General features: G+C 67.0%; 26 protein-coding genes and 1 pseudogene. 17 read left to right on the top strand and 10 right to left on the bottom strand.

Annotated elements, in window-relative coordinates:
• Positions 1–50: 50 nt before the first annotated feature.
• Entirely contained in the window at positions 51–1,109 is a 1,059-nt protein-coding gene (locus QP164_RS13570; RefSeq protein WP_333923482.1) for a glycosyltransferase, read from the bottom strand.
• Between the two features lie 54 nt (positions 1,110–1,163).
• Here QP164_RS13570 and QP164_RS13565 point away from each other — a divergent pair, with 54 nt between their 5' ends.
• From QP164_RS13565 to QP164_RS13555, 3 genes are read left to right on the top strand one after another with little or no spacing between them, the layout of a single operon-like run.
• Complete coding sequence (locus tag QP164_RS13565; RefSeq protein WP_333923481.1) at positions 1,164–2,180, top strand: hypothetical protein; 1,017 nt, start codon at positions 1,164–1,166, stop codon at positions 2,178–2,180.
• Positions 2,177–2,692, top strand: coding sequence for a DUF2141 domain-containing protein (locus QP164_RS13560; RefSeq protein ID WP_333923480.1), 516 nt, complete (start codon positions 2,177–2,179; stop codon positions 2,690–2,692). The genes QP164_RS13565 and QP164_RS13560 overlap by 4 nt, the downstream gene beginning before the upstream one ends.
• Positions 2,693–2,702: 10 nt before the next feature.
• Positions 2,703–3,887, top strand: a complete 1,185-nt coding sequence (locus QP164_RS13555; protein WP_333923479.1) for a glycosyltransferase — start codon at positions 2,703–2,705, stop codon at positions 3,885–3,887.
• Here QP164_RS13555 and QP164_RS13550 read toward each other — a convergent pair.
• Positions 3,829–5,253 (bottom strand): DUF2029 domain-containing protein, encoded by a 1,425-nt coding sequence (locus QP164_RS13550; RefSeq protein ID WP_333923478.1) that lies wholly within the window; start codon positions 5,251–5,253, stop codon positions 3,829–3,831. The two genes, QP164_RS13555 and QP164_RS13550, sit on opposite strands and share 59 nt — an antisense overlap.
• A 218-nt stretch (positions 5,254–5,471) precedes the next feature.
• A complete protein-coding gene (gene ubiG / locus QP164_RS13545) occupies positions 5,472–6,209 on the bottom strand; it encodes a bifunctional 2-polyprenyl-6-hydroxyphenol methylase/3-demethylubiquinol 3-O-methyltransferase UbiG (protein WP_333923477.1) in 738 nt (245 codons plus the stop codon).
• Positions 6,210–6,261: 52 nt separating this feature from the next.
• Between ubiG and QP164_RS13540 the strand changes: the two genes are divergently transcribed.
• The 3 genes from QP164_RS13540 (at position 6,262) to QP164_RS13530 (ending at position 9,949) form a co-directional block, all read left to right on the top strand.
• Complete coding sequence (locus tag QP164_RS13540; RefSeq protein WP_056054666.1) at positions 6,262–7,515, top strand: aspartate kinase; 1,254 nt, start codon at positions 6,262–6,264, stop codon at positions 7,513–7,515.
• A 241-nt stretch (positions 7,516–7,756) separates the two neighbouring features.
• Positions 7,757–8,776, top strand: a complete 1,020-nt coding sequence (locus tag QP164_RS13535; protein ID WP_333923476.1) for an NAD(P)H-dependent flavin oxidoreductase — start codon at positions 7,757–7,759, stop codon at positions 8,774–8,776.
• A 414-nt stretch (positions 8,777–9,190) separates the two neighbouring features.
• Entirely contained in the window at positions 9,191–9,949 is a 759-nt protein-coding gene (locus QP164_RS13530) for a hypothetical protein (RefSeq protein ID WP_333923475.1), read from the top strand.
• On the opposite strand, the gene QP164_RS13525 is transcribed toward QP164_RS13530, so the two are convergent.
• Positions 9,950–10,354: a VOC family protein gene (locus tag QP164_RS13525; protein WP_333923474.1), complete on the bottom strand. Its 405-nt coding sequence runs from the start codon at positions 10,352–10,354 to the stop codon at positions 9,950–9,952.
• Between the two features lie 115 nt (positions 10,355–10,469).
• Between QP164_RS13525 and QP164_RS13520 the strand changes: the two genes are divergently transcribed.
• From QP164_RS13520 to pal, 6 genes and pseudogenes are all read left to right on the top strand, one after another.
• Positions 10,470–10,928, top strand: a complete 459-nt coding sequence (locus tag QP164_RS13520; RefSeq protein WP_120301555.1) for a YbgC/FadM family acyl-CoA thioesterase — start codon at positions 10,470–10,472, stop codon at positions 10,926–10,928.
• Positions 10,925–11,617: a protein TolQ gene (gene tolQ, locus QP164_RS13515; RefSeq protein ID WP_056053223.1), complete on the top strand. Its 693-nt coding sequence runs from the start codon at positions 10,925–10,927 to the stop codon at positions 11,615–11,617. The genes QP164_RS13520 and tolQ overlap by 4 nt, the downstream gene beginning before the upstream one ends.
• Positions 11,618–11,798: 181 nt before the next feature.
• Positions 11,799–12,236 (top strand): protein TolR, encoded by a 438-nt coding sequence (gene tolR / locus QP164_RS13510; protein ID WP_056053220.1) that lies wholly within the window; start codon positions 11,799–11,801, stop codon positions 12,234–12,236.
• 13 nt (positions 12,237–12,249) lie between these two features.
• Positions 12,250–13,323 carry a cell envelope biogenesis protein TolA gene (locus tag QP164_RS13505; protein WP_333923473.1) on the top strand — a complete coding sequence of 358 codons (1,074 nt, stop codon included), beginning with the start codon at positions 12,250–12,252 and terminating at the stop codon, positions 13,321–13,323.
• A gap of 205 nt (positions 13,324–13,528) precedes the next feature.
• Positions 13,529–14,931: pseudogene (tolB, locus tag QP164_RS13500) on the top strand (Tol-Pal system beta propeller repeat protein TolB).
• Between the two features lie 52 nt (positions 14,932–14,983).
• Positions 14,984–15,511: a peptidoglycan-associated lipoprotein Pal gene (gene pal, locus QP164_RS13495; protein ID WP_132734603.1), complete on the top strand. Its 528-nt coding sequence runs from the start codon at positions 14,984–14,986 to the stop codon at positions 15,509–15,511.
• A gap of 167 nt (positions 15,512–15,678) precedes the next feature.
• Here pal and QP164_RS13490 read toward each other — a convergent pair whose 3' ends face one another.
• The 4 genes from QP164_RS13490 to QP164_RS13475 form a co-directional block, all read right to left on the bottom strand.
• A complete protein-coding gene (locus tag QP164_RS13490; RefSeq protein ID WP_333923472.1) occupies positions 15,679–16,530 on the bottom strand; it encodes a S1/P1 nuclease in 852 nt (283 codons plus the stop codon).
• On the bottom strand, positions 16,527–17,447 hold the full coding sequence (locus QP164_RS13485; RefSeq protein ID WP_333923471.1) for an isoaspartyl peptidase/L-asparaginase family protein: 921 nt from the start codon (positions 17,445–17,447) through the stop codon (positions 16,527–16,529). The genes QP164_RS13490 and QP164_RS13485 overlap by 4 nt, the downstream gene beginning before the upstream one ends.
• On the bottom strand, positions 17,444–18,583 hold the full coding sequence (locus tag QP164_RS13480) for an acyltransferase family protein (protein ID WP_333923470.1): 1,140 nt from the start codon (positions 18,581–18,583) through the stop codon (positions 17,444–17,446). Before QP164_RS13480 ends, QP164_RS13485 begins: the two co-directional genes overlap by 4 nt.
• A gap of 68 nt (positions 18,584–18,651) precedes the next feature.
• Complete coding sequence (locus tag QP164_RS13475) at positions 18,652–19,173, bottom strand: DUF1993 domain-containing protein (RefSeq protein ID WP_132734594.1); 522 nt, start codon at positions 19,171–19,173, stop codon at positions 18,652–18,654.
• A gap of 115 nt (positions 19,174–19,288) precedes the next feature.
• Between QP164_RS13475 and ispG the strand changes: the two genes are divergently transcribed.
• Genes ispG through QP164_RS13450 form a run of 5 tightly spaced genes read left to right on the top strand, consistent with a single transcriptional unit; the run spans position 19,289 to position 22,495 of the window.
• A complete protein-coding gene (ispG, locus tag QP164_RS13470; RefSeq protein ID WP_333923469.1) occupies positions 19,289–20,425 on the top strand; it encodes a flavodoxin-dependent (E)-4-hydroxy-3-methylbut-2-enyl-diphosphate synthase in 1,137 nt (378 codons plus the stop codon).
• A 36-nt stretch (positions 20,426–20,461) separates the two neighbouring features.
• On the top strand, positions 20,462–20,749 hold the full coding sequence (locus tag QP164_RS13465; RefSeq protein ID WP_333923468.1) for an AbrB/MazE/SpoVT family DNA-binding domain-containing protein: 288 nt from the start codon (positions 20,462–20,464) through the stop codon (positions 20,747–20,749).
• Positions 20,746–21,126 (top strand): type II toxin-antitoxin system VapC family toxin, encoded by a 381-nt coding sequence (locus tag QP164_RS13460; RefSeq protein ID WP_333923467.1) that lies wholly within the window; start codon positions 20,746–20,748, stop codon positions 21,124–21,126. The genes QP164_RS13465 and QP164_RS13460 overlap by 4 nt, the downstream gene beginning before the upstream one ends.
• Positions 21,123–22,022: a DMT family transporter gene (locus QP164_RS13455; RefSeq protein WP_333923466.1), complete on the top strand. Its 900-nt coding sequence runs from the start codon at positions 21,123–21,125 to the stop codon at positions 22,020–22,022. Before QP164_RS13460 ends, QP164_RS13455 begins: the two co-directional genes overlap by 4 nt.
• Positions 22,019–22,495, top strand: a complete 477-nt coding sequence (locus QP164_RS13450) for a GNAT family N-acetyltransferase (RefSeq protein WP_333923465.1) — start codon at positions 22,019–22,021, stop codon at positions 22,493–22,495. The genes QP164_RS13455 and QP164_RS13450 overlap by 4 nt, the downstream gene beginning before the upstream one ends.
• A 36-nt stretch (positions 22,496–22,531) precedes the next feature.
• Here QP164_RS13450 and QP164_RS13445 read toward each other — a convergent pair whose 3' ends face one another.
• Both QP164_RS13445 and ppa read right to left on the bottom strand, forming a co-directional pair.
• The gene (locus QP164_RS13445) at positions 22,532–23,194 is read right to left on the bottom strand and encodes a TIGR02466 family protein (RefSeq protein ID WP_333923464.1); all 663 of its coding nucleotides are present in this window, start codon (positions 23,192–23,194) and stop codon (positions 22,532–22,534) included.
• Between the two features lie 4 nt (positions 23,195–23,198).
• Positions 23,199–23,777 (bottom strand): inorganic diphosphatase, encoded by a 579-nt coding sequence (gene ppa / locus QP164_RS13440; protein ID WP_132895682.1) that lies wholly within the window; start codon positions 23,775–23,777, stop codon positions 23,199–23,201.
• Positions 23,778–23,838: the final 61 nt, after the last annotated feature.

Genomic DNA, 23,838 nt, shown 5'->3' with positions numbered 1-23,838 from the left:
GACGGAAGGTAGGGGCCGGACCGCCAATGAGGCGGGGAAGACGTAAGGCGCTACCGCCTTACCAATTGGTCGTAGAGCGCGAGATAGCGGTCGGCCGAGTCCGCACCGGGCTGCGGGACCGGTTCCGGCCGTTGCGCAGAGGGCGCCAGCCATGCATCCAACGCTGCGATCAGCCCGGCCGCATCGTCCCGCGCAACGATCGTACCGCGATCCGCGCGGTCGATGATCTCCGCCACCGCAGCGCTCGAATCGGTCGAAACCACCGGCGTTCCAACCGACAGCGCCTCACGCAACACGCCGGGCACACCTTCATAGTCCGAGGTCAGCACGACCACCTGCGCGCGGGCCATCACCGGCAGCGGGTCGGTGCTGTGCCCGAGCAAGCGAACACGGTCCCCCAAACCCAGCGCGCGAATCTGCGTTTCGAGCGCCCCCCGCTCGTCGCCTTCGCCGAGGATCATCAGCGGGATGGTCCGGTCCACCAGCAGCGGAAGCGCGGCGATCAGGCGGTCCCAGCGTTTCTGCGGTTCGAGCCGCCCCACGCCGAGGATGTAGCGCGCGGGCAAATCCGGCGTCTCCCCCGGGATCGGCACCGCCGGCGGGTTCGGGATGATGCTCGTGCGGCCGACCATGCGCGTCGCCCGCGCCGCCTCGTCCGCCGTTGCCGGAGTCATCGCGACGAGGTGATCCAGGAAGCTGCCATGGCGCGCGAGCCAGAGCTGGTGCGCCGCGTGCATCAGCCGGCCGTGATCGGCGCGCGCAGGGGCATTGGACATCTTGGCGACGATCGGCGGGCAAGCCTTGCCGAGCCGAAGCCGGGTCCACGCCGCGATGCCGGTATAGAAATTGCCCGGGCAGAAGATCACGTCCGGGACGAGCTGTCGCACGACCTTGGGTAACGCCAGCAACCGCGAGGGTGAAACGATCTCAAGCCCCTCCGGCAGTTCCGCCGCCAGCGGCCCGGCAATATCCTCGATCGCCAGCGTCACGCGCCGCCCCGCCGCCAGCCAGCCGCGCGCGAGCCGCAGCTGCGCGCGCTCGACCCCGCCGCCGCGCAGATCCTCGGCATAGGTCAGGATGTGCCGGGCGAGCGGCGGCGGGGACGTCACTGAAATATGGCGGTCATCATAATGCGCGATTGGTAGAGCGGAGATCGCGACCGAATGAAACCGACTTTGCGTGCACGCGTGCCGACGGGCGGCTATTGGGCCGATCGAGGGGCGACGGAATGGCTTGAGGACCGGCGATTGAACACGCGTGCGAACACTGCCGATACCGAGGGCTATGCCGATATCGCCCGTGCCGGCCTGGAGCCGCTGAAGACGATCGGCAGCCGCTGGCCGGCGATCATCGGCGCGGTTCTCACGCTGGCGATGATCGCCGGGCTGGGACGCGAATTGCTGGGGCATGGGCTGGCGGGACTCACGCGCTCGGTGCCGAGCGATCCGCGCTTCTATCTGTGTTTTGCGCTGCTCTACATGTCGCCGCCGACCGGGGATTACGTCATCTTCCGCCGCCTGTGGGGCATCCCTCTCGGCGGCCTCGTCGCGCTGATCAAGAAGCGGATCGCGAACGAGGTCGTGTTCGGATACTCCGGCGACGCGTATTTCTATGCCTGGGCGCGGGCGAAGGCGCGGATGGTGGCGTCGCCGTTCGGTGCAGTGAAGGACGTCACGATCCTGTCGGCGATCGCGGGCAACGCGGTGACATTGCTGCTGGTGGCGATCGCCTTGCCGCTCGGCCGGCATCTGCTGACGCACGACCAGTTCCGGACGGTGCTGGCATCGGCGGGCGTGACGTTGGCAATTTCGTTGCCGTTCCTGATCTTCTCGCGCCGCGTATTCTCGTTGCCGAGGGCGAAGCTGTGGTGGGTGTTCGGGATCCACTGTATCCGGCTGCTGTGCGGATCGGTGCTGATCGCGTTCGCGTGGCATTTCGCATTGCCGGGCGTGCCGATGGGGATGTGGCTGTTCCTCGCCGCCGGACGCCTGCTCGTATCGCGCCTGCCGCTGGTGCCGAACAAGGACCTGTTGTTCGCCAATATCGCGATCCTGTTGATCGGGCAGGATCAGGCGCTGTCGGAATTGATCGCGTTTACGGCGGCGGCGACCTTGCTGGTGCATGTCGGGCTGATCGTGCTGTTCGGCATCCACGCGGCACTCGATCGGTTTCGTGCATGATTCGGTATGGGTTGGCTCTGGTTGCTTCGGTCGTTTCGGGGGGATCGGCGGGCGCGCAGGTTCTGGGCAGCGATGCGGCGGCGTGCCGGCCGGGGGAAGGGCCGGCGATAGCGGTCGAGATCACCGGGCTGAAAAATCACACGGGAGAGTTGAAGTTGGAACTCTATCCGGGCGAGGAAGCGGATTTTCTCGAGGACGACCGCGTGCTGCTCGCGGCGGGCAAAACGTTTCGGCGGGTCGTGGTGCCGACGCCGCCGACCGGGTCGCCGATCCTGTGCATCCGGGCGCCGCGGCCGGGCCGCTATGCGCTGTTGCTGACGCATAATCGCGACGGGAAGAACAAGTTCAGCTTCTGGTCGGATGGCGCCGGATTTGCGAGCAATGCAAAGCTCGGGCGGTCGCGGCCCAAGGTCGAGCAGGCGCTGGTCGAAGTCGGCGCGGGCGTCACGTCGGTGCGGATTACCGTGCAGTATCTGCGCGGGCTCGGCGGGTTCGGGCCTGTCACGCCATGAGAATGATCCCGTGAGAATCGTCGACGTCAACGAGTTCTACTCGCCGACCGGCGGCGGCGTGCGGACCTATGTCGATCGGAAGATGGGGATCATGGCCGACATGGGCCATGAGTTGATCGTCGTTGCGCCGGGCAAGGAGAACCGCGTCGAGGAACGGCCGGGCGGCGGGCAGATCCTCTACCTCAAGTCGCCGGGCATGCCATTCGATCGTAATTACGGGTTGTTCTGGGACCGGGCGGCGATCCACCGCGTGCTCGACGATCTCGATCCGGACGTGGTCGAGTGCTGCTCGCCGTGGCGGCCCGCATGGTTCGTCGGCGACTGGCAGGGCCGCGCGGTGAAGTCGTTCTTCATGCACAACGACAATATCGCCGCCTATGCGCAGCGCTGGTTCGCGGGGGTGGCCAGCCATGACCAGATCGAGCGCGGGTTCGCCTGGTATTCTCGGTACATGAACCGCTTCCTCGAGAAATACGACGTCGTCGTCACCAACGGCCCGGCGCTGGAAAAGCGATTGCGCGCGCGAGGGGTGCGGATCGATGCGGCGATGCCGCTGGGGATCGAGCGCGGGCATTTCTCGCCGGAGCTGCGCGATACGCGGTTGCGCGGGGCGTTGCTGCAGCAGTGCGGGTTGCCGGAGGACGGCATGCTGCTGCTCGGGCTTGGTCGGCATCACGGCGAGAAACGCTGGCCCTTGGTGGTCGATGCAGTGGCGCGGGCGGGAGCGACTTTGCCGGTTGGGCTGGTCCTGATCGGTGCGGGTGCGCAGACCAAGGCGATTCAGCGGCGGATCGGCGGGTCGCCGCATATCCGGATGTTCGCGCCGGTCTATGATCGCGAGCGGCTCGCGCGGATCATGGCGAGCTGCGATGCGTTGATCCACGGGTCGGAGGCGGAGCCGTTCGGCCTGGTCGCGTCGGAGGCGATGGCATCGGGCCTGCCGCTGATCGTGCCGGATACGGGCGGGTGCGCGGAAGTCGCGGACCACCATGCGAGCGAGCTTTACGCGGCGCGCGATGCGGAGAGTGCGGCGGCGGCGATCGGGCGGTTGTTCGCGCGCGACCCCGCGTTGCTGCGGCGCGCGGCGGCGGTGGCGGCGCGGCACGTCCGCAGCGACCGCGAGCATGCGGTCGAGCTCATGGACTATTATGCGGGGCTGGTCGCGGCGAAGCAGGCGCGCGGGCTGGCGGCGTGAACGCGGTGAAGCGCGTGCCGGGGATCGGGATCGGCTCGTAACCGGCGTCGCGTGCGGCGGTGGCGAGGGCTTTGTCGAGGCTGGCATCGCCGCTTGTCGCGGGGCCTTCGCCTCCGGTTAGGATCGTCGATCCGTCGAGTTTCATGCGCGCTCGCGAGATCAGGTGGAGCGCGTGTTCTTGAGTTGCGACGAGCAGCTTGGTGCTGCGGAAATAGAAGGGGCCGGTCGCGAAGGCGGGATCAGGCTGGCGGTTCGCTGCAGGGAGGATTTGTGGGGATAGCGTCGCGATCGGTCCTGCGAGTCCGTGTTGGTCGAGGACGCGGCCGACCGCTCGGCCTTCGCGGAGGGCCTGTGTGAGCGACAGGCCATCCGAATCTGCCAGCGCTGCGATGGAGGGGGCGATGCTGGCGGCGGCGAATACGGCGAACGCGATTCGCCACGCGCGGCTTGGGGGCGGGATCAGCGATAGGCGGACGAACAGGGCTGGCAGGGCTGGGAGGAGATATTGCCGCCAGGTTGGAAACGGCAGGAGTGCGGCGATCAGGCCGGCGAGGATCAGCCAGTCGAGCAGGTCTACCGTGCGGCGGCGCCATGCGTCGCGCGCGACCAGCGCGAGCGCGGGCAGGGCTGCGCCGAGCGCGAGGAACTTGAGCGTGTCGATTGCTTTTGCGGAAAGCGACATCTTCCACGGGCGCAGCGCGTAATATTCGGCGGGGCCGCGCGCCGGGAAGGTGAAAGTGCCGAACACGAAACCGGCCGGGCTGGTGGCATAGGTCCAGGCGACGAAGGCGATAACCGGGAGCGTGCCGAGCAGGACCGCGGCGGGGCGATGGCGGCGGTCGACCAGCGCGTAGAGGCCGTAGGCGAGCGCGGGAAACGCATAGGAGATCTTCGCGGCGGCGGCGCTGGCGAGGAGGAGGCCGGCGAGCGCGGCGGTTTTGCGCGTGGTGGCGGGGCGGACGATCAGGGGGAGGGCTGCGGCGAGCAGGGCTGCGGGGAGCGCGTCGTTACGAGCTGTGCCGATGCTGAAGAGGAGGATGTCGCAGGTTGCGAACAGCGCGGCGCAGGTCAGGGCAGCTTTGGGTTTGGCGCCGAGGGTGCGGGCGGCGGTGTGGACACAGGCTATCGTTGCGATGCCGAGCAGGGCGTTGAGGATGCGTAGGGCTGGCCAGGTCCAGCTGCCGGCTAGAAATGCGACGGGCGCGAAGAGATAGGGTTGGAGAGGGGTCTGTAGGTACGCGAAGTCCCGGTAGGGGAGGAGGCCGTGGGCGGTCAGCGCGGCGGCGGCGACGTATTGGCTTTCGTCGTGGTCTACCGGGCGGAGAAGGGCGAGGGTGGTGAAGAGGATCGCCAACGCTGCCAGCATCAGAAGTATGTTCACCCGCAAAGGCGGGTGCCCAGTCTGGGCACCCGCCTTTGCGGGTGAACAATTTTGGGGAGTGCTTCGGCTCGTCATTCGGCCCCACCCCGGCGGAGGCCGGGGCCCAGTTGGGGGACGGTGATGATTAGCGATCGCGCTCCGTTACCCCGGCCTTCCCAACTGGGCCCCGGCCTTCGCCGGGGAGGTGGCGTGTGGGCCACGAGTCAGGCTTTTACCGCGGTCAGGAAGTAATCGAGGCTCGTCGAGTCACTCAGTGTGAAGCCAGTCGCGGGCGAGAAGCTCAGCCCCCGCGTATCCGTCACGCGGAGACCCGCGTCTTTCAGCAGCGCGGTCAGTTCCTCGGGCGTCAGGAACTTGTTCCAGTCATGCGTACCCTTTGGAATAACCCCAGCACCCTCCGCCACCGTGATCATCGCGAGCCGCGACAACGGCGTCCGGTTGGGCGTCGAAAGAATCAGCAACCCGCCCTCCGCCAACGTCCGCGCGAGACCGCGCACGAAGCCGGCAGGGTCACTGACATGCTCGATCACCTCAAGGCTGGTGACGAGGTCGAACTGCCCGACCAGTCCCTCGACGCCCCCCGCGCGGTAGTCGATCGCCAAGCCGCTCTGCGCCGCGTGGATCTCCGCGACCGCGATATTCTCGGGTGCCGCATCGATCCCCGTAACCTCTGCACCGAGCCGGGCGAGCGGTTCACACAGCAACCCCGCGCCGCAACCGACATCGAGCGCTGTCTTCCCCTCCAGCGGGGTGAAGGTCGAACCATCCCCCCAATGCGCGTCGACCTGCTCGCGAATATAGCGCAACCTCGGCGGGTTGAGCTTGTGGAGCGGCGCGGACGAGCCTTTAGGATCCCACCAGTCCTTCGCCATCGTGCCGAAATGCGCGGCCTCGCGCGGATCGATTGTTGCGCCGTTTACGGTGTCACTTGCCAGTATCATGCGCGCTACCTATCAGGGCCGCCGCTTCGACCCAAAGGGATTTGCGCTGCCAATGGCCCGTATCGTGATGAAATTCGGCGGGACGTCGATGGCTGGGATCGAGCGTATCCGCAACGTCGCCGCGCGCGTGAAGCGCGAAGTCGACGCCGGCAACCAGGTCGCCGTCGTCGTCTCCGCGATGGCCGGCGAGACCGATCGGCTGGTCGGCTTCTGCCGCGAGGCGTCGTCGCTGTACGACGCGAAGGAATATGACGTCGTCGTCTCGGCCGGCGAGCAGATCACGAGCGGCCTGCTCGCGATCGCGCTCCAGGCGGCGGGCTGCAAGGCGCGTTCGTGGCTTGGCTGGCAGTTGCCGATCAACACGTCCGACGCGCACGGATCGGCGCGGATCGGCGAGATCGATACGGCCGCGCTCGATGCGAGCCTCGCCGACGGTGTCGTCGCCGTGATCCCCGGTTTCCAGGGCGTCGCGGACGGCCAGCGCGTCACGACGCTCGGTCGCGGCGGCTCGGATACGTCGGCGGTGGCGATGGCAGCGGCGATGAAGGCCGACCGCTGCGACATCTATACCGACGTCGACGGCGTCTACACGACCGACCCCCGGATCGTGCCGCGCGCGCGGAAGCTGAGCAAGGTCACGTACGAAGAGATGCTGGAACTCGCCAGCGTCGGTGCCAAGGTGTTGCAGACGCGCTCTGTCGGCCTGGCGATGAAAGAGAATGTGCGCGTGCGCGTATTGTCCTCGTTCGAGGATGGCGACACCAATGACGGACACCGCGGCACGTTGATCGTGGGCGAAGAGGAAATCGACGATATGGAACGCCAGCTCATCACCGGCATCGCGCACGACAAGAACGAGGCGAAGATCACCCTGACGCAGGTCAGCGATCGGCCCGGCTCGGTCGCGGCGATCTTCGCGCCGCTCGCGGATGCCGGGATCAACGTCGACATGATCGTGCAGAACGTCGCGCATTCGACCGGCTCGACCGACGTGACGTTCACGGTGCCGGCGGCCGATCTGGCGCGCTCGCTCGACGTGCTCGACAAGGCGAAGGACGCGATCGGCTATGCGACGATCGTTCACGACACGCGCGTCGCCAAGGTCTCCGTGGTCGGCGTCGGCATGCGCAGCCACGCGGGCGTCGCCTCGACGATGTTCACGACGCTCGGCGAACGCGGGATCAACATCCAGGCGATCGCGACGTCGGAGATCAAGGTCAGCGTGCTGATCGAAGAGGATTATACCGAGCTGGCGGTGCGTGTTCTGCACACGGCTTACGGGCTTGATGCTGAGGATGCGGCTTGAGTCACAACCCCGTCCTCGACGTGGTCACCCCAGCCCGAGGCGTCACCGCAACTCACGCCGTCATCCCCACCCGTGCCGTCACCCCAGCGAAAGCTGGGGTCTCCCGCGGCAAGGGCGCACGCTATCACCGGGAGATCCCAGCTTTCGCTGGAATGACGGACGTTGTTGCGTTGACGGACGTGGTTGTGATGACGGATGTGGTTACGAAGATGCGCAAGATTGCGACGACGGGGATGGATGCATGACGATCGGTACTGAGCGGCTGGCCCGCCGGATGGCGCGTGGCGCCGCATTTCTGGGCAGCGAGGTCGCGATTCTCGGCGGCGCGATGTCCTGGGTGAGCGAGCGTCATCTCGTCTCGGCGATCTCGAACGCGGGCGGGTTCGGCGTGATCGCGTGCGGGGCGATGACGCCCGCGCTGCTCGATACCGAGATCGCCGCGACCAAGGCTCTCACGACCAAGCGTTTCGGCGTGAACCTGATCACGATGCACCCCGACCTGTTCGAGCTGATCGCGGTCTGCGCCAAGCACAAGGTCGGACATGTCGTGCTCGCCGGTGGCCTGCCGCCCAAGGGCAGCATTGAGGCGATCAAGGAAACCGGCGCGAAACTGATCGCGTTCTCGCCCGCGCTGGCGCTCGCGAAGAAGCTGATCCGCAGCGGCGTCGATGCGCTGGTGATCGAGGGGATGGAGGCCGGCGGCCATATCGGTCCGGTCTCGACCAGCGTGCTGGCGCAGGAGATGCTGCCCGAGATCGCCGAACAGGTGCCGGTGTTCGTTGCGGGCGGGATCGGTCGCGGCGAGGCGATCGCGGGGTATCTCGACATGGGTGCGGCGGGCGTCCAGCTCGGCACGCTGTTCGTGTGCGCGACCGAATCGATCGCGCATGCCAATTTCAAGAAGGCGTTCATCCGCGCGTCGGCGCGCGATGCGATCGCCAGCGTGCAGATCGATGCGCGGCTTCCGGTCATTCCGGTGCGCGCGCTGAAGAACGCGTCGAGCGAGTTGTTCACGGCGAAGCAGCGCGAGGTTGCCGGGCATCTCGATGGTGGTGTCGTCGAGATGGCCGAGGCGCAGTTGCAGATCGAGCATTACTGGGCGGGCGCGCTGCGTCGTGCGGTGATCGACGGCGACGTTGAGCATGGCTCGGTGATGGCGGGCCAGTCGGTCGGCATGGTCAAGCGCGAGGAGCCGGTCGCGGACATCATCGGCGGCTTGATGGCGCAGGCGGCAGCGGCGCTCGAGGCACGCGCGGTTTGACACACTTCTGATCCTCCCCCGGCGGGGAGGTGGCAGCCCGCTTGGGCTGACGGAGGGGTGATCCGCTATCGAGAGGGCATCACCCCTCCGTCTGGCAAGCGCCAGCCACCTCCCCTTGCAGGGGAGGATTGCAGAGCACGCGTGTAATACGCTTGGTCATGCCTCGCTCCTAGACATTCATCAGCACCACCCCGGCGAAGGCCGGGGCCCAATTAGGGACGTTGCTGATCCACGTGGCGTTCCGTTACTGCTACCTTTCCAATTGGGCCCCGGCCTCCGCCGGGGTGGACCAGTCGAGCGCGACCACCCCCAACGCCGTCCCCTCTCCACTCGCCGCAAAGCGCGTACGGCTTACGTCTCGTTAACCTAATCCCGGCAAGAGTGTCCCGTCGGGGGACGTTACGAGGTGTTGTGATGAGTCGTCGGTTTGCTTTGCTGTCCGTTACCGCGCTGGGCCTGCTGGCCGGCTGCACGTCGAAGCCGCGGACCGTGGCGCAGGTCGCGCCGCCTGTGATCATGGTGCAGGTGCCCGCGCCGACGATGCCGAAGGGCGCGTCGCCGACCATCGTCATTCCGGTCGCGCTGGCCGACGGCACCTATCCCACGCCGAATCGCAACCTGACGACCTCGGCAAAGGTCTGGCATCTCCGCGCCGCGCTCAACGTCGCCGCGCTCGCCTGCCGCGGGCCGCAGGAATTAACGATCGTCGCGGGCTATAACGCGCTGCTCTCGGCCCAGAAGCCGGTGCTCGCCAAGGCCGAGGCGACCTATGCCAGCGAGTACAAGTCGGGCGGTGGCGACTGGCAGGATCGCTACGACGATCTGATGACGCGTCTGTACAACTTCTTCTCGCAGTCGCCCGCGCGCGACGAATTCTGCGCGGCGGCGCAGACGGTTCTCGCGCAGAGCACCGGTCTGACCGCCGAGGCGTTGCCCGCGTTCGCCGCTCAGAACCTGCCCGTGCTCGAGCGGCCGTTCACCGATTTCTACCGCGCGGTCGACGCGTGGCGTGGCCGCGCCGTGCGTCCGGTTCAGCCACAACTGGCCGTCTCGCGCCAATATGCGTCGAACATGACCGTGCAGACGATCACCCAGGCGCGGCTCCAGCCGATTTCGCAGCCGGTGCCGCCGGCGCAGCCCCGCTTGAAGCTGGACCCGAGCGTCTTCCAGTAATCAGGTCTTGATGGGCGATCCGATCGACCAGCTATGGCCGAACGGATCGCGCACCTGACCGTAGCGATCACCCCAGAACTGGTCGGCGACGGGCATCGTCACGATCGCGCCCGCTGCCACCGCGCGGTCCATCCAGGCATCGGTATCGTCGACCTGCAAGTGCAGCGTGATACCGGTGGGTTCGGGCTCTGCGTGCCCGCGCCATTCGGGAAACTCGTCGCACAGCATCAGCCAGCCATCGTTGATCCGCAGGCTCGCCTGCATCAGCCGGACGCCGTCCTCCGCGACGTTCGTCTCGACCAGCGTGGCGGCGAACGCGGCTTCGTAGAACGCCAGCGCTTCGCGGCCGCGCTTTTCGCGGATGATGAGGAACGGTGTGATTCCGCTGGTGGGACGATCGGCCATGCGAGTCTCCTGCGTTTGAAGCCGGCACGCTAGGCGCGTCGCGCGGCACCGGCCAGCGCGAACGGCGAAGGCAAAGCTTGGCTTCATGGCAAAGACTGGGTTAACAGCCGCGGGAATGGCTGAGGTTTCAGATCGTCCGGCGGAAGGCCGCTTCGAAGGGCGCGAGCACCGGTTTCCGGTGCGCGTCTATTTCGAGGACACCGATCTGTCGGGCGCGGTCTATCACGCCAATTACCTGCGCTACATGGAGCGCGCACGCTCCGACATGCTGCGGCTCGGCGGGATCGACCAGCGCGCGACGTTCGAGGCGGGCGAGGGCTCCTACGCGATCGCCAGCGTCGCCATCCGCTACGCCGCGCCGGCGAAGCTCGACGACGCCTTGCTGGTCGTCTCGCGGATACGCCGTGTCCGCTCGGCCGGGGTCACCATTCATCAAAGGGTCATGCGCGACGGGCTTGTCTTGGCCGAGGCGGACGTGGTGGCGGCATTGGTCGCTCCCAATGGCCGCCCACGCCGCCAGCCGCGCGCCTGGATCGATATCTACGAACGCCTTGTCTGGCAGGGGGAAGCATGAATCCGGTGTTGACTATGGATAGCGCGACGCTGTCGCCGATCCACTTGTTCCTCCAGGCCGACTGGGTGGTGAAGGGCGTGATGATCGGGCTGCTGCTCGCCAGCATCTGGACCTGGGCTCTGATCGTCGCGTTCTGGCGGCGGATCGGCAAGACGCGCAAGGGCATGACGCGGTTCGAGCGCGATTTCTGGAAGGCCGAGGATATCGACGTCTTCTACAAGGCGGAGGGCGAGAACGACCTGCCGTCGGCGCGCGTGTTCGCGGCCGGCGTGACCGAGTGGCGGCGCTCGACCGCGGGTGGCACGATCGACAAGAGCGGCACGCGCGAGCGGCTGGCGACGACGATGGGCGCAGCCGTCGCAGGCGAGATCGACAAGCTGTCGGATCGGCTGAACGTGCTGGCAACGGTCGGCTCGGTCGCGCCGTTCGTAGGGCTGTTCGGGACGGTCTGGGGCATCATGCGAAGCTTCACCAGCATTGCGGCGGCGCAGAACACGTCGCTCGCGGTGGTCGCGCCGGGAATCGCGGAGGCACTGTTCGCGACCGCGATCGGCCTGTTTGCGGCGATCCCCGCGGTGATCGCGTACAACCGGTTCTCGCACGGCATCAACCGGATCGAGGCGAGCCTCAACCGGTTCGCCGACGGTTTCCACACGACCCTCTCGCGCCAATTGGACGGCTCGCGATGAGCGCGACGCAGATCCTCCCCGGCACGGGGAGGGGGACCGCGACGCGCAGCGGCGTGGTGGAGGGGTTCTCCACGTCGCACGGCGTCCGTGGGACGAGGCCACCAACGTAGCGCAACGCATGACGTACGCCCCCACCACCAGCTTCGCTGGTCCCCCTCCCCGCGTGCGGGGAGGATTTTAAGTGGCGATGAACCTTCCTTCGTCGCGGGGCCGCGGTCGTCGCGCGCCGATGGCGGATATCAACGTCACGCCGCTGGTCGACGTGATGCTGGTGCTGCTGATCATCTTCATGGTGACCGCGCCGCTGATGACCGCGGGCGTACCGGTGAACCTCCCCGACGCGCGCGCGAAGGCGCTCGACCAGGAGCAGAAGCCCGTCGAGATCTCGATGGATGGCACCGGCGCGCTGTTCATCGACAAGGATCAGGTGACGGACGATGCGCTGCCGGTTCGGCTTGCCGCGATCGCCGCCAGCCGTGCGGTCGGCGACGAGCCTCAGGTGCTGCTGCGTGCGGATCGGAAGCTCGATTACGGCCGCGTGATGCGCGTGATGGGCGAACTCAACCGAGCCGGGCTGAACCGAGTCGCTCTGGTCACCGTCGAGGGTAATCAGAACTGATGGCGCTGGCCTGATGGATCGTTCGGAGAAGATCGGCCTTGGCGTTGCCGTCGTCGGGCATGTCGTGCTGTTCGGCCTGTTGTCGCTCGGCTTTCTGAGCGCGCCCGAACCGCCGAAGATCCAGCAGCAGCCGATCGACGTGAGCCTGGTGCCCGACGTCGCGCTGGAGGCGACCGCGCCGCAATCGACCGAAGCGCCCGCGCAATCGATCGCGCCGGACGAGGGCGCGCCCGAGGATGCGGCGCCGCCCGCTCCGCAAGAGGCCGAACCCGAGCCGAAGCCCGATCCGACACCGCCTGCGCCGCAGCCCAAGCCCGCGCCGCCGAAACCGGCGCCCAAGCCGCAGCCTGCACCGGAGCCCGTGGCCAAGCCGCAGCCCAAACCCAAGCCCGCGCCACCAAAGCCCGCCGCCAAGCCGGCCCCGGTCGCGAAGCCTGTCGTGAAGCCGCAGCCCAAGCCCGAAAAGGCGCCGCCGACCAAGTCTGCTCCGGCGAAGGCAGCGCCGGCAAAGGCCGCGCCGAGCAAGGCTACGGCCAAGCCGAGCACTGCGCCGGCGAAGACGTCGTCCACTACTGGCAAGACGTCGTCCGCGTCGTCGGCCAAGCCTGCGAAACCGTCCTCGACCAAGGGCAGCGGCTCGACCGCGGAGGCAAAGACCTCGCGTCCGCGTGGCTCGCGGCTCGGCGACAATTTCCTGAAGGGGCTGTCGGCCGATCCGTCGCCGAGCAAGTCGGAAGCCCCCAAGGCGGCCAAGCTCGGCGCGCAGGCGGCGGCCAACATCGGTTCGGCGATCCTGCGGCAGGTACAGCCTTGCGCCAACCGGCAGGTCACGCCTGGACCCGGCGCGGAGCGGATACGCGTGACGATCAACCTGAAGCTCAACCGCGACGGCACGCTGAAGTCGCGGCCGACGATCACCGGTCATGCCGGTGTCGACGACGACAACCGGCGCTATGTCGACCGCGTCGACGATCTGGCGATCGCGACCTTCGTCGGGTGTTCGCCGTTACGCGGTTTGCCCGACGACCTGTATGACGTGCAGAACGGCTGGAGCAATTTCAGCCTGCGCTACAAACTTCCCGGCTGAGGATGTCCGTTATGACTCGATCGATCCTGGGGTTTTCCCTTCGCGCCAGACCGTCCCGGTTGCAGGTGACCACTTGTCGCACGGTAACCACCCCGGCGAAGGCCGGGGCCCAATTGGGAAGGTCGATGTAATGATGCGCAACGTTCCCTCAGCGGCGTCCCCCAATTGGGCCCCGGCCTCCGCCGGGGTGGTGTTAGGTCGGCGTATGACTCGATCGGTTCTTGCTTCGGTTGGGCTGCTCGCGTTCGTCTCCGGCAGTGCAGCGTATGCGCAAGACGCACCAGCGCCGGCACCGCAACAGGCTCCCGCCGATCCTGCAGCGCAGGCAGCGGCCGGCGATCAGTCCGGCGGACTCGTGGTCGACGTCACCGGCGGCATTTCCGCACCGATGCCGATCGCGATTCCCGTGATGCCGACCGCTGCGGTGGTGTCGACGCCCGCAGGCTCGACCGACGTGCTCGGTCGCCAGCTCGCCGACATCGTCACCAACGATCTCCGCAATTCCGGTCTGTTCACGCCGCTGTCGCCTGGCCAACTCCGCCCGATCACCTTCCCCGAAGTCACAGCACCCGGGTTCGATTACTGGGGCAGCACCGGCGCGCAAGCGCTGGTTCAGGGCTTCATCCGAGCGAACGGCGACGGCAACCTGACCGTCGGCTGCTACCTCTACGACGTATCGTCGAAGGCCGAACTGACCCGCACCGGATTCGTCGTACCGCCCTCGGACTGGCGTCGCGCAGGGCACAAGTGCGCCGACATGGTCTACACCCGCCTCACCGGCGAAGGCGCGTATTTCGACAGCCGCGTCGTCTACGTGTCCGAGACCGGACCCAAGGGCCACCGGATCAAGCGGCTCGCGATCATGGATCAGGACGGCGCCAATCACCGCTTCCTGACCAACGGCCAGTCGATCGTGCTGACGCCGCGGTTCGCACCGAACCAGCAGTCGATCGTCTATATGAGCTATCTCAACAATCGCCCGGCGATCTATGTCTACGATATCGGCTCGGGCAAACAGCGGCTGGTGGTGGCGAACGCGAACCTGACGTTTGCGCCACGCTTCTCGCCGGACGGTCGCAACATCCTGTTCTCGATGGCGCAGGGGGGAATACCGACGTCTACCGCGTGTCGGCGCAGGGCGGGACGCCGCAGCGGCTGACCAACTCGCCGGGCATCGATACCGGCGGCAGTTACTCGCCCGACGGGTCGAAGATCGTGTTCGAGAGCGATCGCTCGGGCGGGCAGCAGATCTACGTGATGAACGCGGACGGCTCGAACCAGCAGCGGATCAGCTTCGGCGGCGGACGCTATGCGACGCCGGTGTGGAGCCCGCGCGGCGACCTGATCGCGTTCACCAAGCTCGGTGGCGGCTTCCGGATCGGCATCATGAGCCCGAGCGGCGGCGGCGAGAAGCTGCTCACCAACGACTGGCAGGACGAGGGCCCGAGCTGGTCGCCGAACGGTCGCGTGATCAATTTTTACCGATCGGGACGCGGCAGCGGCGGCAAGGCGGACCTCTGGTCGGTCGACCTCACGGGCGTGAACGAGCGGAAAATCCCGACGCCGCTCGACGGCTCCGATCCGGCATGGGGCCCCCTGCGGCCCTGAACCTGCTATGGGGGCGCTAACGGGAAACGTGATTTTCTACGGGAGACTATCTATGTCGAAGCTTTCCAACATCTTGCTTGCGTGCACCGCGCTGATCGCCGTTTCGGGTTGCGCGAAGAAGCGTCCCGCGGTGCTGCCGCCCGCACCGGTCGACAACAACGCTGCGGTCGATCCCAATGCGGGGATGAACAACGGCAATGTCGGCGGCGCGATCGTGCCGGGGTCGGATGCCGACTTCCAGCGCTCGGTCAGCTCGAACACGGTGAATTTCGGGCTCGACATGTACGACATCGATCCGACCGCACGCGCGATCCTCGACAGCCAGGCGCAGTGGCTCGCCAAGTTCCCGAACCAGCGCATCACGATCGAAGGCCATGCCGACGAGCGTGGCACGCGCGAGTATAACCTCGCGCTCGGCGATCGTCGGGCGAACGCGACCAAGAACTATCTGGCGGCGAAGGGCGTGTCGTCGTCGCGGATGACGACGATCAGCTACGGCAAGGAGCGCCCGGTGGCGATGGGTTCGGACGACCAGAGCTGGGCGGCGAACCGCCGCGCGGTCACGGTGGTGCTGAACTAATCTTACTTGGTCCCTCTCCCCTCCGGGGAGAGGGAAGGAGGAGCCGCTTGGCGACGGAAGGGTGAGGGGCTGTTGGGATTCACGTCCCGAGCCTCAAGCCCCTCACCCTCCCACGCGCAAGAGCGCGCGGGTCCCTCCCTCTCCCCTGAGGGGAGAGGGTAAGCGATTTAGCCCAATGCCTTGTCAAGCAGTTTTGCCAACCGAATACCCCCGCGGCGGATTTCTTCGCGCGACACCGGGACCATCTTCGCGATCGTGGCGTCGTCCATCTTCACCCGCGCCGGCACCGCACCACACGCGTCGCCGCCAAGCGCGGCCGCATACGCCTCATGCGAGGCTTCCCAGCTCTCCCGGCTCCAGTCGACGACCGTCCCCGCCCCGATCTTAGCCCGCTCGGCCGCAGGATACCGCCTTACCAGCGACGGCGGGGTCGAGATTGCGCGCTCGGCCAGCGGTCCGTCCCAGATCGAATGCAGGTTGAACCGCGCAGGGCCGTAGATCCCGTAGTCCGCCTTCACGTCGTTGCCGCCCTTGTCGTGGCGGTCGCCGGCATGCAGCGGCTGGTGGAGATCGCCGACGAAGTGGATCAGGAACGCCAGTGCCTGGACGCGGTCCTTCGGCAAAGTGGCGCGGTCACGGAGCAGTTTCACGTCGCGGTCGATCTGGACCGAGACGCAATTGCCGTCTTTGCACGACTCGGTGACGTCGAACGGCGCGCAGACGTCGGCGTCCTGGAAATGCCAGTTATACGCAAAGCCGAAACGCGATTTGCCGTCGGCGGTCTTGAGCGGCTTGATGCAGTCCGCCCAGACGCTCGCCTGCTCGATCGTACCAGCCGGGCATTCGGGCGTTTCGAGCAAAGCCTGTTGCGAGAGCAGCCGGCGGATCGCGGCCTTGGTCTTCGGCGTGACGTTGGCATAGGCGATCTGCGCGACGGTCTGGTGGCCGTATTCCCAGAATGCGGTGGCGGGGGAGGCGAGGCCGAGCGAGGCAATCGCGGCGAGGAGAAAGCGCTTCATGCCGGCTCGTTAGCGTAGATCGCGACCGTTCGGCTACCCGCAGACGAGGCCGTCCCGCGGTACATGCCGACGGTGTTGAAACCCCACGCCATGTCGCCGTCCGGTCCCGCGACGATCACGCCGCCGGTGCCGCCGAGCGCCTTTACTTCGGCCAGCACCGCGTCGGCGGCGATCTGGAGCGATTCGCCAGACAGACGGACGCGCGCGGCGATCTCGTGGCCGACGCCGACGCGGAGGAAGAACTCGCCCGAGCCGGTGCACGATACCGCGCAGGCGCGATCGTCGGCGAAGGTCCCCGCGCCGATCACCGGCGTATCGCCGATCCGGCCCCAGCGCTTGCCGGTGACGCCGCCGGTCGAGGTGGCGGCGGCGACATGGCCGTGCGTATCGCACGCGACCGCGCCGACCGTGCCGTATTTCATGTCGACGTCGAATCCGCCGCCATCGTCCTGGAACTCGGCGAACTGGCGGCGCCGTTCGTCGGTCGCGAACCAGTCGGCATCCGCTTGCGGCAATTTCCGATCGCGGGAGAACGCGTCGGCGCCCTTGCCGGCAAGAAACACGTGGCGCCCGTCGTCGAGGATCGCGCGCGCGAGGCCGACGGGGTTGCGCGTAGCGGTCGCTGCGGCGACCGCGCCCGCGGCTCGCGTGCGGCCGTCCATGATCGCGGCGTCGAGTTCCAGCGTGCCGTCGTGCGTGAAGACCGCGCCGCGCGCCGAGTTGAAGTGCGGGTCGTCCTCCAGCACGCGGACCGCCGCCTCGACTGCATCGAGCGCACTGCCGCCGTCCGCGAGCACTCTCGACCCTGCGTCGAGCGCACGCGACAGGCCCGCTCTCGCACCCGCATCCTGCTCGGGCGAGACCATCTCGCTGTCGAGTTTGCCGGCGCCGCCGTGGATGACGAGGGTCCAGGTCATGCTGAGTCTTTCGAGGGTAGGGCGCGGAGGCCGATGAGGGGGCGGAGCGGCGCGATGCTGCGGCCGATCCAGTAGAAGGCGATGCAACCGATCGTCGTCGCGGCGAGCAGGCAGGCGAACTCCGCCCAGCCGGGCAGGCCGGCGGGGAGCAGCGCGTACATGACAAGGACGATGATCGTCTGGTGGATCAAGTAGAACGGGAACACCGCTTCGGTCAGCACCGGGCGCCAGCGATGGTCGCGGTTCCAGTGGCGTTCGGCGATCCCGATCAGCGCGACGATCGCGCCCCATTGCTCGAGCGCATGCGCGACGCCGTAGCCGGGATAGATCCAGCGCGGCGCGACGATGTCGCCGGGCCATTCGAGCTCGATCGCCAGGATCGCGCCATAGCCGAGCAGCGCGGCGATCGCGCCGACCTTCCACCAGCGGGTGATCGCGGCCATTACGGGCTCGGAGCGGGCGAGGCCGAAGCCGAACAGGAACGCGGGGAAATAGGTCACGTGCGCGACCCAGTCGCCGTACAGCGCCTGGGTTTCGGCGGCCATTTGGAACCACCAGCCATGGACGAAGACGAGCCACGCGACCGGGAGGACGAACACCGCCCAGCTGCCGAAGACCCAGTCGAACGCGCGTTGGAGCCAATCGCCGCGGACGACGATCAGGCCGAGCGTCAGCGCGGTGGTGTAGGCCCAGAGATAGACCACGAACCAGAGATGGTTCCAGGTCGGCAGCGTGAGCCCGGCGAGCTTGCCGAAGCGGAAATAGTCATGGCTCCAGAACGTCAGATAGCTGCCGGTATAGGCGTGCTTCGTAACCAGCTCGACCCAGGGCTGTGGCGGGACGATCACCGCGATGCCGAACAGCAGCGGTACAAGCAACCGGTTGCAACGATTGGCAAAGAACCCGCCTGTGCCGCTCGACCGGGCGAGCAGCGCGCGGCTGGCATAGCCCGAGACGACGAACAGCAGCGTCAGGCGCCACGCGTTGCTGGCGAGCATCGGCAGTCGCACCCAGTCCTCGACATGGAGCGACTTCACATGGAAGTTCCACGGCACGAAGACCATGCCGATATGGTAGAGGATCAGCAGCGCGAACGCCCCGATCCGCAGCCAGTCCATGCCATAATGCCGCGTCATCGCGCGGCCCTACGGGGCGGGGGCCGGTGCCGCAAGCGTCGGGCGGCTAAGGCGTTCCCCGCGCCGGTTCACGCCTTCATGCGCGGCGTGCCCATGAAGTCGCGCTTGCCAATGGGTACGCCCTGCGCGCGGAGAATCGCGTAGGCGGTGCTGGCGTGGAAGTAGAAGTTGGGCTGCGAGAACGAGAGCAGGAAGTTCGCGCCGGTGAACGGCATGACGAACGTGCCGAACTCGAAGGTCGTGTCGTTGTCGGCGAGCGCATCGAACGTCTCCCGGTCGATCGCCTCAAGCTTGGCGATCGCGTCGCGTATCACGCTGTGGAGACCCGCGAAGTCGGTCGGCCAAGCCGATCGATCGGGCGAGAAGGTGCCGCAGCGGACGCCTTCGATCCCGCCGACCGAATGCGCTGCACACGACTTCACCTGATAGCCAAACGGCAGCATGTCGTCGGCGAGCTTCGCATCGATCAGCGTCGCGGGTTCGATACCCTTCTCGGCCGCGAACGCTTCCGCCTTGTCGAGCAGCGCGTCGACCGCACGCAGAATCTGGAGGTTCGAGGGAATCGTCGCATCGTACAGGGACAGGGTCATCGCGTTCGCTCCTAAAGCCGTGCGCCGCTATGGCCGACGATCGCTACTCCGGCCAGCGATGTTCCGTTCCAGCGCGCAAGTCGCTATATAGGCCTCGAACTCCCGAGGAATCCCCATGTCCCTTCGTCCCTGGCGCGATATCACCCGCCGCAAGAGCCGCCAGATCATGGTCGGCAACGTCCCCGTCGGCGGCGATGCGCCGGTCACGGTGCAGACGATGACCAACACGCCGACCGACGACGTCCGCGCGACGGTCGACCAGATCCGGCGCTGCGAAGACGCGGGCGTCGACATCATCCGCGTCAGCTGCCCCGACGTCGAATCGACGGCCGCGCTGAAGCAGATCGTCCGCGCCAGCCGCGTGCCGATCGTCGCGGACATCCACTTCCACTACAAGCGCGCGCTCGAAGCGGCCGATGCGGGCGCGGCGTGCCTGCGGATCAATCCGGGCAATATCGGCTCAGCATCGCGCGTGAAGGAGGTCGTCGATGCAGCCAAGTCCAACGGCTGCGCGATTCGGATCGGCGTCAACGGCGGCTCGCTCGAGCGGCACCTGCTCGAGAAATACGGCGAGCCTTGCCCCGATGCGCTGGTCGAGTCGGCGATGGATCACATCAAGCTGCTGCAGGACCACGACTTTCACGAGTTCAAGGTCGCGGTGAAGGCGTCCGACCTGTTTCTCGCGGTCGCGGCGTATCAGCAGCTCGCGGAGCAGGTCGATTGCCCGCTGCATCTCGGCATCACCGAGGCGGGCGGGTTCGTCGGCGGCACGGTGAAGTCGGCGATCGGGATGGGCAGCCTGCTCTGGTACGGGATCGGCGACACCATCCGCGTGTCGCTCTCCGCCGAGCCAGAGGAGGAAGTCCGCGTCGGCTTCGAGATCCTCAAGTCGCTCGGCATCCGCAACCGCGGTGTCCGCGTCGTGTCGTGCCCGTCGTGTGCACGTCAGGGCTTCGACGTAATCCGCACGGTGCAGGCGCTGGAGGAACGGCTCCAGCACATCCGCACGCCGATGTCGCTGTCGGTGCTCGGCTGCGTCGTGAACGGCCCCGGCGAAGCGCGCGAGACCGACATCGGCATCACCGGCGGCGGCAACGGCAAGCACATGGTGTATCTGTCGGGCGTCACCGACCACCATGTCCAGGATGCCGACATGGTCGACCACATCGTCCGGCTGGTCGAGGCGAAAGCCGCCGAGATCGAGGCTACGGATGAGGCGATGGCTGCACTGGTGCCGGTGGCGGCGGAATAAGCGGCGTGGTAGGGTCACACCTCGCTGGAGGTGATCATGACCTATCACGCTAAAGTCGTCAGTGGGCAGATCGCCCTGCCTCTCGAACTGCGTCGCGATGCGGGGATCGAAGATGGCGATTCGCTGGTCATCGAACTCAACCCGGACGGCGGCCTGACGATGAAGACCTACGCGCAGGTCGTCCGCGAGGTGCAGTCCGAATTCCGATCGATGGCAAAGCCTGCCGATCGTAATCTGGTGGACGAATTGTTGGCGGAACGTCGCGCCGATGCGGTCCGCGAGAACACGGAGATCGAGGACTGGCGGACGCGGCACACCGCGTGACCGTCGTTTTCGACGCGTCCACCCTATTGGCGATTCTGAAGAACGAGCCCGGCGCTGATGTCGCGATCGAGCATGCGCGCGGCGCGATGCTGTCTAGCGTCAATCTGGTCGAGGTGCGCAGCAAGCTGTTCGAGATCGTGTCCGATGTCGAGGCGGTGATCGCGAACCTTGATCGGCTTGAGATCGTGATCATGCCCTTCACTGTAACCCAGGCGAAGATTGCCGCGGATCTGTGGCCGGTCGTCAAAGGCAAGAACGTGTCGATTGCCGACCGGGTCTGCCTGGCCTTGGCGATCGATCAGGCCGCGACCTTGTGGACTGCGGACAAGGATTGGGTGACGCTCGGCCTCGATGTGGATATCCGCCTGTTCCGATGACCTCGCGCACCGTTTCGCCTGCCCTGGCCTTCACGATCGCCGCGCTGGGCATCGGACTGTTCTCCATGATGGACGCGGTGATGAAGTCGCTCGTGCTGGCGATCGGCGTCTATAACGCGCTGCTGTGGCGGCAGATGATCAGCGTCGGCCTCGGTGCGGTCGCGTGGAAGCTCGGGAACAGCGGTCGGCCGAGCGGGCGGGCGCTCAAGCTGCATCTAGCGCGCGGGTTGGTGACGACGGCGATGGCGGTGCTGTTCTTCTGGGGGCTTGCGCGGGTGCCGATGGCGCAGGCGATTTCGCTGACCTACATCGCGCCGATTCTCGCCTTGTTGCTCGCGGCCGTCACGCTGGGTGAGCGGGTGGGATGGAAGACGTTGGTCGCGTCGATCGCGGCGCTTGGCGGCGTGCTGGTGGTGATGATCGGGCAGGGGCGCGAGGTGCCGGGGCCCGAGACGTTTCACGGGACGCTAGCGATCCTCGGCTCGGCGGTGCTGTATGCGGTGAACCTGGTGATCGCGCGGCTGCAGAGCCAGGCGGCGCGGCCGGGCGAGATCGCGTTCTTCCAGGCGCTCGTGATCACCGCGACATTGGCGCTCGCGGCGCCCTGGCTCGCGGTGGTGCCCGAGGCGGTGCAATGGCCCAAGCTCGTGCTGGCCGCGGGGCTCGCGACCGCGTCGCTGTGGCTGCTCGGCTGGGCCTATGCGCACGGCGACACCGGGTTCCTCGCGACCACCGAATACACCTCGTTCGTCTATGCCGCCGGCCTGGGTTTCCTGGTGTTCGGCGAGCGGGTATCGGCGTTCACGCTGGCAGGCGCGGCGATCATCGTCGTCGCGTGCCTGTACGCGGCGCGGCGGCGTGACATCGCGCAGACATCGATCGAGGCTAGTGCATGATCCATATCCGTTCCGCGACTCCGGCCGATGTCGGCACGATCCTGCGCTTCGTCCGCGAACTCGCCGCGTTCGAGCGCGAGCCGGATGCAGTCGAGGCCACCGAGCCGATGCTGGCGGAGGCACTGTTCGGGGAGCGGCCTGCCGCGGAGGCTCTGATCGCGGAGAATGCCGATGGCCCGCTCGGGTTCGCGCTGTTCTTCCACAATTTCTCGACCTGGACGGGCAAGCGCGGGCTGTATCTCGAGGATCTGTACGTGACGCCGGACGCGCGCGGGCAGGGGGTCGGTGGCGCGCTGCTGTCGCATCTCGCCGGCGTAGCGCTCGATCGCGGCTGCGCGCGGTTCGAATGGTCGGTGCTCGACTGGAATGCCGATGCGATCGCGTTCTACCGGAAGGTTGGCGCGGTCGGGATGGAGGACTGGACGATCCAGCGGATGACCGGGGATGCCCTGGTGAAGCTGGCCGGGCGGTAGGACTAGGGCGGATCGCGGGTTAATCTGCCTGCTATCTCACCCCTTCACGTCGATGTTCATCGCGATCGAGATGCGGTCGCCGGTGCCGAGATGGGGGCGGACGCCGTGGCGGAGCCAGGCGGGGAACAGGACCAGATCACCCGCCTCGGTCGGCAGGCGGCGCTCGACCGGTTGCGGCTGGCCGTCTATCCCGAGCAGCCGAAAGCCGGGCAGGCGCATGAACGGCACCGGAAAGCGCGGGTCCTCGAAGAACAGCTCGCCGCCCGCTTTGCCTTCCGAGGGCGGGACTCCCATGTCGATATAATAGACCGCGGCCCACAGCACGCCGGGATGCGCGTGGCTCATGTTGAGCGCGCCGGGCGGGGAGACGTTCGCCCACATCTTGACGGTCCATTCGACCGTCGCCGCATCGCGCCCATCGAAATGCGACGCGCGCTTCGCCATCTTCACCGCGGTATCGGCGAGCGCCGCTGCTGCCGGTCCACCCCAGTCGAGCATGTCGGTGGCGGAATGCCAGCCACCGACATTGGACCGTGCGAGGCTGGGCGCGGCGGCGTGACGATCGAGGATCGCCGACCGGAGCGCGGCGTTCAGCGCATCCGCATCGGCCAGCCGCCCGTGCAGTATCGGCGTCTCGTATAGTCCGATCTGCGCCGCGCGGACGCGGATGCCATCGAACGCACGAGACGCCGTTGTCATGCGATCAGCGCCCTGCGGTGTCGTCCGCGTTCATCGGCTCTTCGCCCTTGGCCTTCTCGGCGTTGTAGCGCTCGATCGCCTCGATCGTCACGCGCTTGGCTTCGTCGGCGTCGCCCCACTTGCCGACGCGGACCCACTTCGTCTTCTCCAGGTCCTTGTAGTGCGTGAAGAAGTGCTCGATCTGCTCGAACACGATTTCCGGCATGTCGCCACGCTCGCCGATGTTCGCATAATACGGGAACACCGCGTCGACCGGCACGCAGACGAGCTTCTCGTCGCCGCCGGCTTCGTCCTCGAGGTTCAGCACCGCGATCGGACGCGCACGGACGACGCAGCCTGGGATGAACGGCGAGCGCGCGATGACCAGCGCATCGAGCGGATCGCCGTCGGGGCTCAGCGTGTGCGGCACGAAGCCATAGTTCGCGGGATAGCGCATCGGCGTGTGCAGGATGCGATCGACGAACAGCGCGCCGCTGGCCTTGTCGAACTCGTACTTCACGGGCTCGCCGCCGGTCGGGACTTCGATGATGACGTTGAGGTCTTCGGGCGGGTTCTTGCCGGTCGGGATGAGATCAATACGCATGGCGGTCCTTTCAGAATATGACGGTGCCGGCGCTCCTCGTCTGGGGAGCGACCGGCACCGG

Origin of the sequence: Sphingomonas sp. LR59, from assembly GCF_036855945.1 — a bacterium.
Classification (GTDB): domain Bacteria; phylum Pseudomonadota; class Alphaproteobacteria; order Sphingomonadales; family Sphingomonadaceae; genus Sphingomonas.
This window is presented reverse-complemented; position numbering and strand designations above follow the sequence as displayed.